Origin of the sequence: Nocardia yamanashiensis NBRC 100130, assembly GCF_001613325.1 — a bacterium.
GTDB lineage: Bacteria > Actinomycetota > Actinomycetes > Mycobacteriales > Mycobacteriaceae > Nocardia > Nocardia yamanashiensis.
Genome location: NZ_BDCD01000018.1, coordinates 188,912 through 202,635 on the forward strand (window position 1 = coordinate 188,912; position 13,724 = coordinate 202,635).

13 protein-coding genes are annotated in these 13,724 nt (G+C 69.4%); 6 read left to right on the top strand and 7 right to left on the bottom strand.

The genetic code is table 11. The features are described 5' to 3' along the window. Positions 1-53 precede the first annotated feature (53 nt). The 3 genes from NY1_RS21055 to NY1_RS21065 all read right to left on the bottom strand — a co-directional run bounded on the left by NY1_RS21055 (position 54) and on the right by NY1_RS21065 (position 3,003). Positions 54-881 carry an ABC transporter ATP-binding protein gene (locus NY1_RS21055; protein WP_067716004.1) on the bottom strand — a complete coding sequence of 276 codons (828 nt, stop codon included), beginning with the start codon at positions 879-881 and terminating at the stop codon, positions 54-56. 11 nt (positions 882-892) lie between these two features. Continuing rightward, positions 893-1,918, bottom strand: coding sequence for a FecCD family ABC transporter permease (locus NY1_RS21060; RefSeq protein ID WP_067716275.1), 1,026 nt, complete (start codon positions 1,916-1,918; stop codon positions 893-895). 86 nt (positions 1,919-2,004) lie between these two features. Next, positions 2,005-3,003: a FecCD family ABC transporter permease gene (locus NY1_RS21065; protein ID WP_084535170.1), complete on the bottom strand. Its 999-nt coding sequence runs from the start codon at positions 3,001-3,003 to the stop codon at positions 2,005-2,007. A gap of 251 nt (positions 3,004-3,254) precedes the next feature. Between NY1_RS21065 and NY1_RS21070 the strand changes: the two genes are divergently transcribed. The 5 genes from NY1_RS21070 to NY1_RS21090 all read left to right on the top strand — a co-directional run bounded on the left by NY1_RS21070 (position 3,255) and on the right by NY1_RS21090 (position 8,148). Further along, entirely contained in the window at positions 3,255-3,959 is a 705-nt protein-coding gene (locus NY1_RS21070; RefSeq protein WP_067716009.1) for a DUF8020 domain-containing protein, read from the top strand. Between the two features lie 88 nt (positions 3,960-4,047). Next, positions 4,048-5,067 (top strand): FecCD family ABC transporter permease, encoded by a 1,020-nt coding sequence (locus tag NY1_RS21075; protein WP_067716011.1) that lies wholly within the window; start codon positions 4,048-4,050, stop codon positions 5,065-5,067. A gap of 155 nt (positions 5,068-5,222) precedes the next feature. Next, positions 5,223-6,182: a FecCD family ABC transporter permease gene (locus NY1_RS21080; RefSeq protein ID WP_233434411.1), complete on the top strand. Its 960-nt coding sequence runs from the start codon at positions 5,223-5,225 to the stop codon at positions 6,180-6,182. A gap of 77 nt (positions 6,183-6,259) precedes the next feature. Then, positions 6,260-7,120: an ABC transporter ATP-binding protein gene (locus tag NY1_RS21085; protein WP_067716015.1), complete on the top strand. Its 861-nt coding sequence runs from the start codon at positions 6,260-6,262 to the stop codon at positions 7,118-7,120. 11 nt (positions 7,121-7,131) lie between these two features. After that, entirely contained in the window at positions 7,132-8,148 is a 1,017-nt protein-coding gene (locus NY1_RS21090; RefSeq protein WP_067716018.1) for an ABC transporter substrate-binding protein, read from the top strand. Between the two features lie 17 nt (positions 8,149-8,165). On the opposite strand, the gene NY1_RS21095 is transcribed toward NY1_RS21090, so the two are convergent. The 4 genes from NY1_RS21095 to galK all read right to left on the bottom strand — a co-directional run bounded on the left by NY1_RS21095 (position 8,166) and on the right by galK (position 11,881). After that, a complete protein-coding gene (locus tag NY1_RS21095) occupies positions 8,166-8,399 on the bottom strand; it encodes a hypothetical protein (protein WP_067716020.1) in 234 nt (77 codons plus the stop codon). 12 nt (positions 8,400-8,411) lie between these two features. Further along, positions 8,412-10,133 (bottom strand): sodium:solute symporter family protein, encoded by a 1,722-nt coding sequence (locus tag NY1_RS21100; protein ID WP_067716023.1) that lies wholly within the window; start codon positions 10,131-10,133, stop codon positions 8,412-8,414. A gap of 121 nt (positions 10,134-10,254) precedes the next feature. Further along, positions 10,255-10,686, bottom strand: coding sequence for a group II truncated hemoglobin (locus tag NY1_RS21105; RefSeq protein WP_067716025.1), 432 nt, complete (start codon positions 10,684-10,686; stop codon positions 10,255-10,257). 82 nt (positions 10,687-10,768) lie between these two features. Next, the gene (galK, locus tag NY1_RS21110) at positions 10,769-11,881 is read right to left on the bottom strand and encodes a galactokinase (protein ID WP_233434412.1); all 1,113 of its coding nucleotides are present in this window, start codon (positions 11,879-11,881) and stop codon (positions 10,769-10,771) included. A 320-nt stretch (positions 11,882-12,201) separates the two neighbouring features. On the opposite strand from galK, the gene NY1_RS21115 reads away from it, so the two are divergent. Continuing rightward, entirely contained in the window at positions 12,202-13,719 is a 1,518-nt protein-coding gene (locus tag NY1_RS21115) for a GGDEF domain-containing protein (protein WP_233434413.1), read from the top strand. Positions 13,720-13,724: the final 5 nt, after the last annotated feature.

Genomic DNA, 13,724 nt, shown 5'->3' on the forward strand with positions numbered 1-13,724 from the left:
CGAAATCCATCCAGAGAAGGAAGGTTAGCCTAACTTTACCTAATGTGGGGAAGCTACGTTTCCGCCGGAGCCCGGGACGGCTGCGCGGCCAGCGGAATGACCAGCGGCGCGCCGGTTTCCGGATCCTCGATCACCCGGCTGGCCAGCGCGAACACCTCCTCGACCAGGGCCGCGGTGACGATCTCGCGCGGCGGCCCCGCGGCCACCACCCGGCCGTCCCGCATGGCCACCAGGTGATCGGCGTAGCGGAAGGCGTGGTTGAGGTCGTGCAGCACCGCCACCACGGTGCGGCCGGCCTCGCGCTGCAGCGTCCGGCACAGCTCCAGCAGCTGGATCTGGTGCGCGATATCGAGGTAGGTGGTGGGCTCGTCGAGCAGGATGATCGGGGTCTCCTGGGCCAGCACCATGGCGATCCACACCCGTTGCCGCTGACCGCCGGACAGCTCGTCCACCAGGCGCGCGGACAGTTCCGTCACGCCGGTCGCGGCCAGCGCGGCGGCCACCGCGTCGGCATCGGCCCGCGACCACTGCCGCAGCAGCGACTGGTGCGGGAAGCGCCCGCGCGCGACCAGATCCGCGACCCGGATGCCGTCGGGCGCGGTGGAGGTCTGCGGCAGCAGGCCGATCCGCCGCGCCACCTCCTTCGCCGGATATGACCCGATCTGCTTGCCGTCCAGCAGCACCGCGCCCGATTCCGGGGCGAGCAGCCGGGCCAGCGCCCGCAGCAGCGTGGACTTGCCGCACGCGTTCGGGCCGATGATCACCGTGAACTCGCCGTCGGGGATATCGACCGACAACTCCTCGCTGATGGTCCGGCCGCGATAACCGAGGCGCACCCGGTCGGCGCGCAATCTGACCTTTGCTTCCCGCATTTCGTCCATGTCTCGTCTCCTCACTTCCGCCGGGCCTCGGCCACCAGCAGATACGCCAGATACAGCCCGCCGATCGAAACCGTCACCACACCGACCGGCAGGTTGGTCGGGGCGAACGCGCGCTGGGCGATCCAATCGCAGGCGATGAGCAGCAGCGCGCCCATGGCGGCCGCGGGCGCGAGGGCGGTGCCGGGGGTACGGGCCAGGCGGCGGCCCAATTGCGGTGCGGCCAAGGCCACGAAGGCGATCGGGCCCGCGACCGCCGTGGCCACCGCGGTGAAGGCGACGCTCAGCACGATGAGCGTCAGCCGGGTGCGGCCGACTCGTAGACCGGCGGCGTGCGCCAGCTCGTCACCGAGTTCCAGGACGTGCAGGCGCGGCGCGAGCGGAATCAGCGCCGCGGTCAGGCCGGTGAGCACGACCACGGCCGGCAGCACCTGGGCCCAGGTGAGCCCGTTCAGCGAGCCCGCGCCCCAGGCCGCCGCGGACATGGCCGAATCCAGATCGGCCCGCAGGATCAGCCAGGTATTGACCGAGGCCAGCATGGCGCCGATACCGATACCCACGATGATCAGGCGATATCCGGACACGTTGTGGCGCAGCGCGAGTAGATGGATGGCCATCGCCGTGCCCAGCCCCCCGAGCACCGCGCCCATCGCCGTCTCGTAACGGCCGCCGCCCAGTACCAGGATGACCAGCAGCGCACCGGTGTACGCGCCGGAATTGAACCCGACCAGGTCCGGGCTGCCCAGCGGATTGCGCGTCACCGATTGCAGGATCGCGCCGCTGACCCCCAGCGCCGCGCCGAGCAGTAGTGCCAGCAGAATGCGCGGCGCCCGCCACTCCCGGACGACCAGCTGATCGAACCGGTTGTCGCCCACGAACAGTGCCCGCAGCACCCGCCCCGGCGCGATGGCGTAGTCCCCCGTGCCCAATGCGATCACCGCCACCGCCAGCGCGGCGACCAGCAGCAATCCGCAGACAACCAGGCTCCGGACCGCCACGCGCGCTTCGATTCCGGCCCACCGCGCCCGCACCACCAGCATCGAGCGCCCGAAATCGATTGCCGCCGAGCCGCGCCCGGCCACGTGGCTCCCGGCTTCGTCGGTGTGGGAGCGAGCGCCGGCGGGTTTCATGCGACACCCGCCGGAGCGCGGCGCGCCAGCGCGATCAGGACGGGCGCCCCGAGGAAGGCGGTGATCAAGCCCGCCGGAATCTCGTCGGGGGTGATGACCACGCGGCCGATCACATCCGCCAGAACCAGCAGGATCGGGGCGAGCAGCAGGGAGTACGCGAGTATCCAGCGTTGATCGGGGCCGGCCACCCAGCGGGCGAGGTGCGGAACGGCCAAGCCCACGAAGGTGATCGGGCCGATCGCGGCCGTCGCGGTGCCGCACAGCAGCACCAGGGCGAGCGCGGTGAGGACGCGAGTGCGACCCACTCGGACGCCGAGGGCGCGCGCCAGGTCCTCGCCGAGCGCTACCGCGTTCAGGGAGCGGGCGGCGGGGACGGCCAGCAGCAAGCCCAGCGCGATGAACGGGACCGCACCGGCGATGACGCCGTAGCCGCGGCCGGTGAGCGCACCGGAATCCCAGTTGCGCATTTCGTCGAAGGCTTTGGGGTGCAGGAGGATCAGGCCCTTGGTGAGGCCGGTCAGCACGGCGGTGAGCGCCACGCCCGCCAGGGTGAGGCGGACCGGGTCCGCGCCCTGGCGGCCCGCGGTGCCGAGCCGGTAGACGGCCAGGGACACCACGGCGGCGCCGGCGAATCCGAACCACACATAGGATTCGATGCCGCTCGCGCCGAGGAACGCGACGGCGAGGGTGATGGCGAAGGCCGCGCCGGCATTGACCCCGAGCAGTCCGGGGTCGGCGAGCGGGTTGCGGGTCAGGCCCTGCATGAGGCAGCCCGCCACGCCCAGCGCCGCGCCCGCGAGCAGGGCGAGCAGGGTTCTCGGCACCCGGTATTCGGTGACGACCAGGTGATCCGGCGAATCGTCGCCGCCCCACAGGGCCGACCACACCTCGTGGACGGGGATCGATTTCGCGCCGATGACGAGGCTGAGCAGACAGGCCGCGACCAGCACGGCAGCGGCCAGCAACCAGCCGGTCCAGTGTCGCCGGGAGAGCATTCGCGTTCGCTCCAATGGGTTTGTCGAGGGTGATTCGCAAGAACGAGGGTCTTGATAGGTAAGGCTTGCCTACCCTACTGTGTCGCTTGTCCGGTTCACAGCTACCGCTCAGGAAGCTGGCGACAGCACCGCAAATCACCGATGCGGTCGGACGGAAGCCGAATTCATCGGCCCGGTAACGCATTTCGCATGCGCTGCCCGGGCCCGATGACGCCTGCCTCGATGAGGGAACAGAAAGAGGTTCGACCCCCGTGAAATTCACCAAGATCGTCATGCTGACCACCGCCGTCAGCACCGCCCTGACGCTCGCCACCGGTACCGGTCACGCTGCGCCGCAGGCGGATTCGCCCGAGGCGGCCGCCATCAACTACACCGCGGCCAATAACGAGAAGAACATGGTCATCACCACCGACGCGGGTTCGATGACCGTCGAGAACGGGGTGTTCAAGATCAAGGACGCGGCGGGGGCCACCGTCGCGGGCACCGAATTGAGCTTCCGGGTGGACGAATTCGTCTTCCCCATCACCGCCGAGATCAGCGACCGCACCGCGACCCTGACCCCGCGCCTGGATGTCGCGCACGCCGTCTACCAGCCGGTGGCCCTGCCGTTCGAGGACAAGGCGCCCTGGAAGAACGAGTACGACCGCGAGGTCGCGGCGTGGAGCCGGCTCGGCACCACCATCAGCCTGGGCGCCAGCATCGCCACCCTGGTCGGCGGCATCGGCGGCGGCCTGATCGGCTGCGCGGCGGGCGCGGTGCTGGGCGCGGTCGCCACCGGCGTGCTCGCCACCCTGTTCGGCCTCGGCCCGCTGGGCGGCTGCATCGCCGGCGCCGCCGCGGTCGGCTTCCTCGGCACCCTGGCGGGGCAGATCTTCATCACCGCGCCGATCGCCATCGCGGCGGCCATCCAGTACTTCACCACCATCAACCAGCCGTTCACCGCACCGGCCAAGTAAACGGCTGCGGCACAGCACGATTCAGGATCGATCGAGTAGAGCGAGAGCATTGGCGATGTCGGTTGGGGCCTCCCCGGACGCTCGACAGGTGACCCCGGCGGCGACGCCGCGCGGTGGCCCGGCGCGATACCGGATTCCGGTGCTCGCGCTCGGGCTGGCCGCGCTGGGGCTGTGCGTGGTGCTCAGTCTCGCGCTCGGCGCGCGGCCGGTGCCGATCACCACGGTGATCCAGGCGCTGTTCGGCGGCGACGCGAGCCGCGACGCCATGGTGGTCGTGGATATGCGACTCCCCCGCACGCTGGTCGGTCTCGCGGTCGGCGCGGCGCTCGGGCTGGCGGGCGCGGTGGTGCAGGGCATCACCCGCAATCCGCTGGCCGCGCCGACCACCCTCGGCATCAACGCGGGCGCGGGCTTCGCGGTCGTCGTCTCGATCTACGCGCTCGGCCTGACCCATCCCGGGCAGTACGTGTGGTTCGCCTTCGCCGGGGCAACGGCCGCAGCGCTTTTCACGCTCGCGCTGGGCCGTCGCTCGGGCGATCTGGACCCGATCCGGCTCGTACTCGGCGGCACCGTCCTGCAATTGGTGCTGGTGTCGTGGACGTCGGCGGTCATGGTGTTCAGCGAGCGCACCATGGACGAGGCCCGCTTCTGGCTGGCCGGTTCGATCGCCCAGCGCGATCTGCACGTCCTGCTGCCGATGCTGCCCACCCTGATCGTGGGCGCACTGGTCGGTCTCGCCATCGCCCCGGCGCTCGATACCCTCGCCCTCGGCGACGACGCCGCCCAAGCGCTCGGCATGCCCGTGGCGCGAATCCGCTCGGCGGGCATGGTCGCCGTGGTCCTCCTCGCCGGTTCCGCCGTCGCCGTGGCGGGCCCCATCGCCTTCATCGGCCTGGCCGCCCCGCACCTGGTCCGCCTGCTGGTCGGCAGCGACCACCGAATCCTGGTGCCCGGCTGCCTGATCGCCGGACCGATCCTGCTGCTCACCGCGGATATCGTCGGCCGCCTGATCGCCCGCCCCGCCGAGGTGGAGGTCGGCATCCTCACCGCCTTCCTGGGCGCCCCACTGCTGGCCATCCTGGCCCGGCGACGGGTGACGGGCCGATGATGCGACCACAGCGCACCGCCGGGTGGCGAAACGTACTGGGCAGCAAGCCGGAACAAGATAGCGCGGGGTCACTTCCGGCCGCCCAGACCCCGGGGCCGGGCGGCGGGGCGTTCGTTCGACAGCACCGCCGGGCCGTATTGGTCAGCTCTGTCTGTGTGGGTGTGTTGACGGTGCTGGCCGTCATCGCGCTGACCACCGGTGAGGTGGGGATGTCGGCGGTCACCGCGCTGCGGGCCGCTGCCGGACTGGGTGATCCGGGCGATGTGTATGTCGTTCAGGAATTTCGAGCGCCGCGGCTGGTGGCGGGAGTGGTCGCCGGGGCGGGGCTGGCGACGGCGGGGGCCGTGTTGCAGCGGTTGTTCCGGAACCCGCTGGCGTCACCCGATGTCATGGGCGTCACCGGTGGGGCGTCGCTGGGAGCGGTGCTGATTCTGGCCTACGGGGCCGCGCAGACGTTGATTCCGTTGGGGGCGTTGGCGGGTGGGCTGTTCGCCGGTCTGCTGCTGGTCGTGCTCGGGTTACGGGCGCGGTTGCCGGTGGCGCGGCTGGTGTTGGTGGGTATCGCGGTGCAGGCCGGATTGGCGGCGGCGGTGAATCTGGTGGTGGTGCGGTTTCCGCGGGAGCTCGCGGGATCGGCTACGCATTGGACGGCGGGGTCGCTGTATGGGCGGACCTGGCCGGAGGTGCAGGGGGCGGCGCTCGCCACGGTGGTGACGCTCGTCGTATTGGCTTTGCAGTACCGGACTCTCGCGGTGCTCGATCTGGGTGATGAATCGGCGGGCACGCTGGGTGTCGGGGTTTCCGGAGCGCGATTGCGGCTGTTGTTCGTCGTGGTGGCGCTGGCTTCGCTGGCCGCGGCGCTGTCGGGGCCGGTGTCGTTCGTGGCGCTGGCGGTGCCGCACCTGGTGCGGATGATCGCCGGACGGCCTACGGGCGCAACGCTTGTCGCCACCGGGCTGGCCGGGGCGACGCTGCTGGTGGGGTGCGATCTGATCGCGCAGCACTTGTTACCCGTCACGGGATTGCCGGTCGGCGTGATCACCGCGACCGTCGGCGCGCCCTGGCTGCTGATTCTCATGCTCCGCGCGAGCGGGCCCACCCGGCGATCCGGGTGACGCCGATTCATCGCGCACCCGGCGCGGCGGAAAACCACCCCGGCCGACACCTCGACCCAGCTACGGCGGACGTTTACATGAATCCCTCTACTCAGCCGAACGAGCTTGCGGCACAGCATCTTCGACTGCATTACGGCGACCGCGCGGTCATCGACGGGCTGGATCTGCGCCTGCCCGGCGGGGCGGTTACCGCCATCGTGGGGCCGAACGCATGCGGTAAGTCCACGCTGTTGCGCGGGCTCACCCGCCTGCTGCGCCCGACGGGCGGCGCGGTCACGCTCGACGGTGCGGACATTCACCGGATGCCCGCTCGTGCACTGGCTTTGAAGCTGGGCCTGCTGCCCCAACAGCCGATCACCCCCGAGGGCATCACCGTCGAAGCCTTGGTTCGGCTGGGACGCTATCCGCATCAACGCCTGCTGAGCCCGTGGTCCGCACGCGATCAGGCCGCGGTGGAGGATGCGTTGCGCCGCACCGCAACCGAGAGCCTGCGCGAACTGCCGGTGGACCAGCTGTCGGGCGGGCAGCGCCAGCGCGCCTGGATCGCGGTGGCGCTCGCCCAGGACACCGAGGTGCTGCTGCTCGACGAACCGACCACGTTCCTGGACCTGCGACATCAGCTCGAAGTGCTGGATCTCGTCGCCGACCTGCACGAGGAGGCCGGTCGCACCGTCGTGATGGTGCTGCACGACCTGGGCCAGGCCGCCCGATACGCCGACCATCTGGTGGTGCTGCACGACGGGCGACTGGCCGCCGCGGGCAAACCCGCCGACGTGCTGGACGCCGACCTGGTGCGCACCGTGTTCGGCGTCGACTGCCTGGTGATTCCCGATCCCGAGACCGGCACCCCGCTGGTCGTTCCGCGTGCGCGCCCCGCGCGCCGCCCCGCCCTGTCCGGCGTCGTCCCCGCGGCGGCGTCGCATCGAGAAGAGAAATGAGAACCGCAGCAATGCCCACCCCGTCCCCGCGGCGGCGCCGCCGCATCGCGGCCGCGCTGACCGCCGCCGCCCTCGCCGTCTCCGGCCTGGCCGCCTGCGGATCCGATTCCGCCGCAACGAATTCCCATGTGAGCGCCACCGACTCGGCGAGCTTCCCGCGCACCCTGGACACCGCGATGGGCCAGGTCACCATCCCCAAGGTCCCGCAGCGAGTGGTCGTACTCGACACGGGCGAACTGGATTCCGTCACGCTGCTCGGCATCAAACCGGTCGGCGCGGTCATCCCGCACACCAAGACCCACGGCGGCTTCCCCGCCTACCTCGGCGACAAGGCCGACGGCGTCACCGATGTCGGCCCGCTGCTGGAACCCAACCTGGAACGCATCGCCTCGCTGCGCCCCGATCTGATCCTCTCCTCGAAGATCCGCCACGAGAAGATCTACGCCAAGCTCGCGGGCATCGCCCCGACGGTCCTCACCGAAACCACCGGCGGCCCTTGGAAGGAGAACCTCCTGGTCCACGGCCGCGCGCTGGGCCTCGACCAGCAGGTGGCCACCGCCTTGCAGAGCTACGAAGCCCAGGCCCGCGCCCTGGGCAAGGCGATCGCCGAGAAGAACAACGGCGTCCCGCCCACCGTTTCGGTGATCCGCTTCCTCGCCGGACCGACCCGCCTGTACCTCGACAACTCCTACAGCGGCGTGGTCCTCGCCGATATCGGCCTGCGCCGCCCCGCCTCCCAGACCGCCGCCGACACCAAGGCCAAGACCATGCGCGAGGTCAGCCCCGAGCAGATCGATCTGGCCGACGCCGACCTGATCTTCGTGGCCACCATCGACGACCCGGGCAAGACCGAGAAGAACGCCGTCACCACCGGCAAGGTCTGGCAGGACCTCCGAGCCGTCAAGGCGGGCAAGGTCATCGAGGTGAACGACGAGGTCTGGATGTCCGGCATCGGCATCCAAGCCGCCCGGGCCATGCTCGCCGATATCGCCGCCGCCACCGGCGTGGAGCTGCCCGCGCAGTCCTGACCGCGCGGGCGGCGGCGCTATTCGGAAGTGTTGTCCGACAGTTGATCCGGCTGGCGGACGGGGCGCAACCGGACCCAGACGAAGAAGACGATGCCGGCGGCGAGCATGCCGATGCCGGCCCAGAGGTTGACGTCGATGCCGCCGGTTTTCATGTGCTGCACGGTGGAGTCGTAGGTGAGGGCTACGACGATGAGGATCACGCCGTAGGCGGCGAGTAGGCCGCCTACGATGGTGCGAATATCGAAAAGCATTGGGCGCCTTTCCTATCCGACGAGGATATTGAGCAGGATTACCAGGAAGAGGGCCAGGCCCGCCAAGGGGGCGGGGCGCTGGTACCAGGGCAGGCCGGCCGCGTCGGCGTCGGTGCGCAGGGACGCGGGGGTTTCGGAATAGACGAGGCCGACCAGTTCTGCCGGGGGTTTGGGGCGGGAGTTCGAGGTGACCAGGACGCTCACCAGAATGTCCACGGCGAAGGCGACGCCGGCGGCCACGAAACTGGTGCCCTGGCCGGATAGTTCGAAGAAGCCGGTCTTGCTGAGGATGAAAATGACGATGGCGGCGGCGGTTCCGGAGACCAGGCCGATCCAGCCGGCGGCAGGGGTCATGCGTTTCCAGAACATGCCGAGAATGAAGGTGGCGAACAGGGGTGCGTTGAAGAAGCTGAAGAGCGTTTGCAGATAGTCCATGATGTTGGCGAAATTGCCTGCCACGAAGGCGGTTCCGACCGCGATCAGGGTGGCCCCGACGGTGGCGAGCCGGCCGACGCGCAGGTAGTAGGAGTCCGCACGATCGCGGGCCACATAGCGCTGCCACAGGTCGTAGCTGAAGACGGTGTTGAAGGCCGAGACATTGGCGGCCATCCCGGCCATGAAGGCGGCGAGCAGACCGGCCAGGGCCACGCCGAGCAGGCCGTTGGGGAGGGTGTCCTTCATCAGGTAGAGCAGGGCCTGGTTGTAGGTGACGTCGCCGCTGAAGTCGGGGTCGGCGGTTTCGGCGGCCTTGAAGTCGGCCATCTGCGGCACCAGGACGGCGCTGATCATGCCGGGGATGACGACGATGAAGGGAATGAACATCTTCGGGTAGGCGCCGATGATCGGGGTGCGCTGCGCGGCGGCGATGGAATGGGTGGCCAGCGCGCGCTGGACCTCGACGTAGTTGGTGGTCCAGTAGCCGAAGGACAGCACGAAGCCGAGCCCGAAGACGATGCCGATCACCGAACCCACATTGCTGGTGAAACCGGTCAGTTCGTTGCCCGGCCAGGCGTGCAATTGCTCGACGCCGCCCGGGCCCTCGATCACCTTGCCGCGCAGCCCCTCCCAGCCGCCGACCCGGTGCAGGCCGACCAGGGTGAGCGGGAGCAGCGCCGCCACGATCACGAAGAACTGCAGCACCTCGTTGTAGATGGCCGCCGACAAACCGCCCAGCGTGATGTACGACAGCACGATGGCCGCCGCCACCAGCACCGACACCCACAATGGCCAGCCCAGCAGCGCGTTCAGGATGGAGCCCAGCAGATAGAGGTTCACCCCCGCGATCAGCACCTGCGCCACCGCGAAGCTGACGGCATTGACCAGATGCGCGCCCGGACCGAAACGCCGCAGCATGAACTCCGGCACGCTGCGCACCTTGGAGCCGTAGTAGAACGGCATCATCACGATGCCCAGGAACAGCATGGCCGGCACCGCGCCGATCCAGAAGTAGTGCATGGTCGGCATGCCGTACTGCGCGCCGTTGGCCGACATGCCCATGATCTCGACCGCGCCCAGATTGGCGGAGATGAAGGCCAGCCCGGTCACCCAGGCGGGCAGCGAACGTCCGGACAGGAAGAAGTCGAGACTGTTCGAGATGCCGCGGCGGGCCAGCAGGCCGATCCCGAGCACCACGGTGAAATACAGTGCGACCAGGGCATAGTCGACAGGATCGGCATCCAGTCGCAGCTGCCCGGCGGCCAGGGCGGCGGCCGATGAGGCGGCGTCGAACGGCATACGGCTTCTCCTGTCGAAACGATCACGAGATGACGCGGGCGCGACTGTGCCGCGCAATAGTAGCGGGGCGCTCGCGGCGCTCCGGGAGGTTCACGACGGGGCTGCGCGTGTCCGGCGCGACTCACCAGGTCCAGTGCGGGACTTCGCGCAGCGGATGCAGCTCGGCGTCGGTTCGGGCGTGTGAATTCTGCTGGGCGACCTGCGCGCCGAACTCGACGTGCTCGCGCACCGCCGCGCGGAATTTCTCATCCGCGGGTAACCCGGCCGCGTCCAGCGACTCCAGGTAGACCTCGACGAAGCGCTGCCGCTGGGCATCGGTGATCCGCAGGCCGCGATGCGCGTCGATGATGTAGGCGAAGCCCAGCTCGCGGGTGAAACGGGCGGGGCCGCCGAAGGATTCGGCGGTGAACCAGGTCAGATGGTCGACATGGGTGGGTTGCCGGACCGGGAAGACCTCGCGCAGGACTGGGTCGGCGAGCGCCTTGTCGTAGAAGATCTCCTCCAGCCGGTGCAAGGCCTCGTCACCGCCGGCGAACTGGTACAGACTTTCCATGGCTCGCTCATTCCTGGTGTGCGAGTGGATCGTTGCGGGTTCCAGGCTAGGCCGACAACCCGACATTTCGGCAGGCTTTGCGTTATTCGATCCGATGCGCACCGGCGGCCGGCGTGACCGCGAAACAGCGCGGGGCGTCGAAGTCCTTGACGGCGAAGGCTTCTCGTACCGCCGCGGTGACGTCGGCGGTCCGCGCGCGATCCACCAGGGCGATGGCGCTGCCGCCGAATCCGCCGCCCACCATGCGGGCTCCGTGCGCGCCGGCGGCCAGCGCGCTGTCCACGGCGGTGTCGAGCGGTGGCGCGGAGACCTCGTAGTCCTCGCGCAGCGAGCGGTGCCCGGCGGTCAGGATGGGCCCGACGGCGCGCGGGTCCGCACCGGTGAGCAGTTGCGTGGCGACCTCCAGGACGCGGGCGTTCTCGGTGACGACATGCCGGGCGCGCCGGCGCAGCACCGGATCGGCGAGCCGGTCCAGCGCCGCCGGTTCGGTGATGTCGCGCAGGTAGGGAACGCCCAATTCGGCGGCGGCGGCAGCGCATTCGGCACGCCGTCGCGCGTATTCGCCGTCCACCAGCCGGTGCGGACTGCCCGTGTCGATCACCAGCAGTTCCAGCTCGAAGCGCTCGAGTTCGAACGGGATCTGCACCCGCCCGCCGCTGCGCACGTCCAGGAACAGCACGTGCCCGGCGGTGCAGAGCATCGAGGCGGACTGGTCCAGCACCCCGGTCGGCACGCCAACGTAGACGTTCTCGGCGGCGCGGGCGATATCGATGAGCTCGTCGGCGGACAGATTGGGCGCGAACAGGTCCCGCAGCGCGAGGGCCACCGAACAGCACAGCGCGGCCGAGGACGACAGTCCCGCGCCCATCGGGACGGAACCGTCCAGTTCGAGTTCCAGGCCGGTGATCTCGTAACCGCGGCGTTCGAATTCGCGGATCACGCCGAGCGGATAGTGCGACCAGCCGGGCAGTTCCGACCAGCCGCCCGCGGTCAGTGCGCCCAGCGTGGTGCGCGCCGCGTCGCACGGCGCCTGCCGCGACAGCACCCGCACCACCTCGTCCCGGCGCGCGCCGACGGTGCAGGTCACGCCCAGCGGCACGGCGAGCGGCAGCACGTAGCCGTCGTTGTAATCGGTGTGCTCGCCGATCAGATTGACCCGGCCCGGCGCGTGCCAGCGCCCCGTCGTGGATATCACCGCTGCTCCTGTCCAGACAATCGTGCAGGCCGTACGGTTCGATTCGCAGGCAGCATAGCGAGTCTCGCGAAACGCGAACCTGCGGGATCCGTGAACTCCGCTACGAAATCTCGCGTTTCGTGTCATGATCGACTCGGTTTCCCAGATCTCGACGGCAGCCGTGCTGCCGCCGTCGGCTGGGTCCTATGCTCGTACAGCAACACTCGGTTCGCGATTCACCGGTGTCCTTCTGAGCCGGTCTTCGCGAATACGGTGATATCGGGTGCGCAAGACCGAAGGTGGCACGGTTCCTGGGGATGGAGCGGACAGGGGGGCTGGTAGTGACAGACGTAGAACCGGCCGGTCCGTCTGTGCCGCGATTCCGATTCTGCTGGCGCACCACACTGTTCCTCAGCGGGCTGCTCATCCTCGCCCTGCCCCTGGTGGTCGACAGCCGCGCGCTCGCGCTGGGCACGCTGATCACCTCGGTCACCATCAGCCTGATCATGATCGGCGTCGGCGTCCGTCAGCACCGGCCGCGCCATCCGCTGCCCTGGTATCTGCTGTCGGCCTCGGCGGTGCAGTTCACCATCGGCACCGCGCTGCGCGATCTCACCGACTGGCAGCATCATCCGTTCGACGATCTGTTCACCCTCAGCGGCTACTGCTGTATCGGCGCGGCCGCGGTGCTCTGGCTGCGGCCGCGGCAGAACAGCACCGATCACGATCTGCTGCTGGACTCCGGGCTCATCGGCCTGGGCGCGGCGCTGGTCTCCTGGACCTTCCTGATCTCGCCGATCCTGCACAAGGCGGACGGTTTCAACCTGACCACGGTCACGGCCATCACCTATCCCATCGTGGACGCGTTCCTGCTGACCGTGGTGGTGCATTCGGTGGTCACCTCGGCGCGGTCGGAAACCTCGGTGCGGCTGGTGTATCTGGCCATGCTGGTCATCCTGGCCGGGGATATCGGCTACAACCTGGAGACCGCGGGCTCGGCCGATCTGAGCCGGCAGGTGCTGCTCATGCCCTTGCAGCTGGCGTACACGCTGATCGGGGCGGCGGCGGTGCATCCGAGCATGGTGGTGCTGGGCGGGCCGCGCGATATCCACGCGCACCGGTCACGGCAGCGGGCCAGCATCATCGCCATCGTGATGATCGTGGCGGCGCTGGTGCCGGTGGTGGGGTCGAGCCTGGATCTGGTGGACCGCGTGGTGGTTTCGTCGCTGTTCGCACTACTACTAGCCGGCGTGCTGCTACGCAGCGAACGCGCCATCGAACGCAGCGCCCGCAGCGAACGGCGCGCGCAGTACCAGGCCGATCACGACATGCTGACCGGACTCCTGAACCGCGCCGCCCTGCTGCGGGCGCTGCATCGTAATCGGGAGAAGTGGGGTGAGCAGCCGCTCGCGCTGCTGTTCATCGACCTGGACGGGTTCAAGCGGGTCAACGACAATTACGGGCACGCGGTGGGTGACGAGCTGATCGCCAATGCGGCGGCGCGGATCCGGCGCATCATCCGGCGGGACGACGCGGCGGCGCGGTACGGCGGGGACGAATTCGTGGTGCTGGCGCCGCTGGCGCGGCAGCAGGCCATGATGCTGGCGGAGCGGCTGCTGGCGACGCTGGGTGAGCCGTTCGAGCTCAGTGCGGCGGAGGTGCGGATCGCGGCGAGCATCGGAATCGCCTGCAGTGGGGCGCGGGGTGGGGACACCACCGTGTACGAGCTACTGCGCGAGGCGGATTCGGCCATGTATCACGCGAAGGAATATTCGCTCGGGTACATCTTCCACGACGATCTGCGGCCGGGGCATCCCAAGAGCGGGTCGCAGACCTGGCATCGCGAATCCGCGGTGTGATCGCG

What these genes read in the sequence shown, in the direction of transcription:
- NY1_RS21055 (WP_067716004.1), bottom strand. Translation starts at nt 881, where the DNA reads ATGGACGAAATGCGGGAAGCAAAGGTCAGATTGCGCGCCGACCGGGTG.
- NY1_RS21060 (WP_067716275.1), bottom strand. Translation starts at nt 1,918, where the DNA reads ATGCTGGTGGTGCGGGCGCGGTGGGCCGGAATCGAAGCGCGCGTGGCG.
- NY1_RS21065 (WP_084535170.1), bottom strand. Translation starts at nt 3,003, where the DNA reads ATGCTCTCCCGGCGACACTGGACCGGCTGGTTGCTGGCCGCTGCCGTG.
- NY1_RS21085 (WP_067716015.1), top strand. Translation starts at nt 6,260, where the DNA reads ATGAATCCCTCTACTCAGCCGAACGAGCTTGCGGCACAGCATCTTCGA.
- NY1_RS21090 (WP_067716018.1), top strand. Translation starts at nt 7,132, where the DNA reads ATGCCCACCCCGTCCCCGCGGCGGCGCCGCCGCATCGCGGCCGCGCTG.
- NY1_RS21095 (WP_067716020.1), bottom strand. Translation starts at nt 8,399, where the DNA reads ATGCTTTTCGATATTCGCACCATCGTAGGCGGCCTACTCGCCGCCTAC.
- NY1_RS21100 (WP_067716023.1), bottom strand. Translation starts at nt 10,133, where the DNA reads ATGCCGTTCGACGCCGCCTCATCGGCCGCCGCCCTGGCCGCCGGGCAG.
- NY1_RS21105 (WP_067716025.1), bottom strand. Translation starts at nt 10,686, where the DNA reads ATGGAAAGTCTGTACCAGTTCGCCGGCGGTGACGAGGCCTTGCACCGG.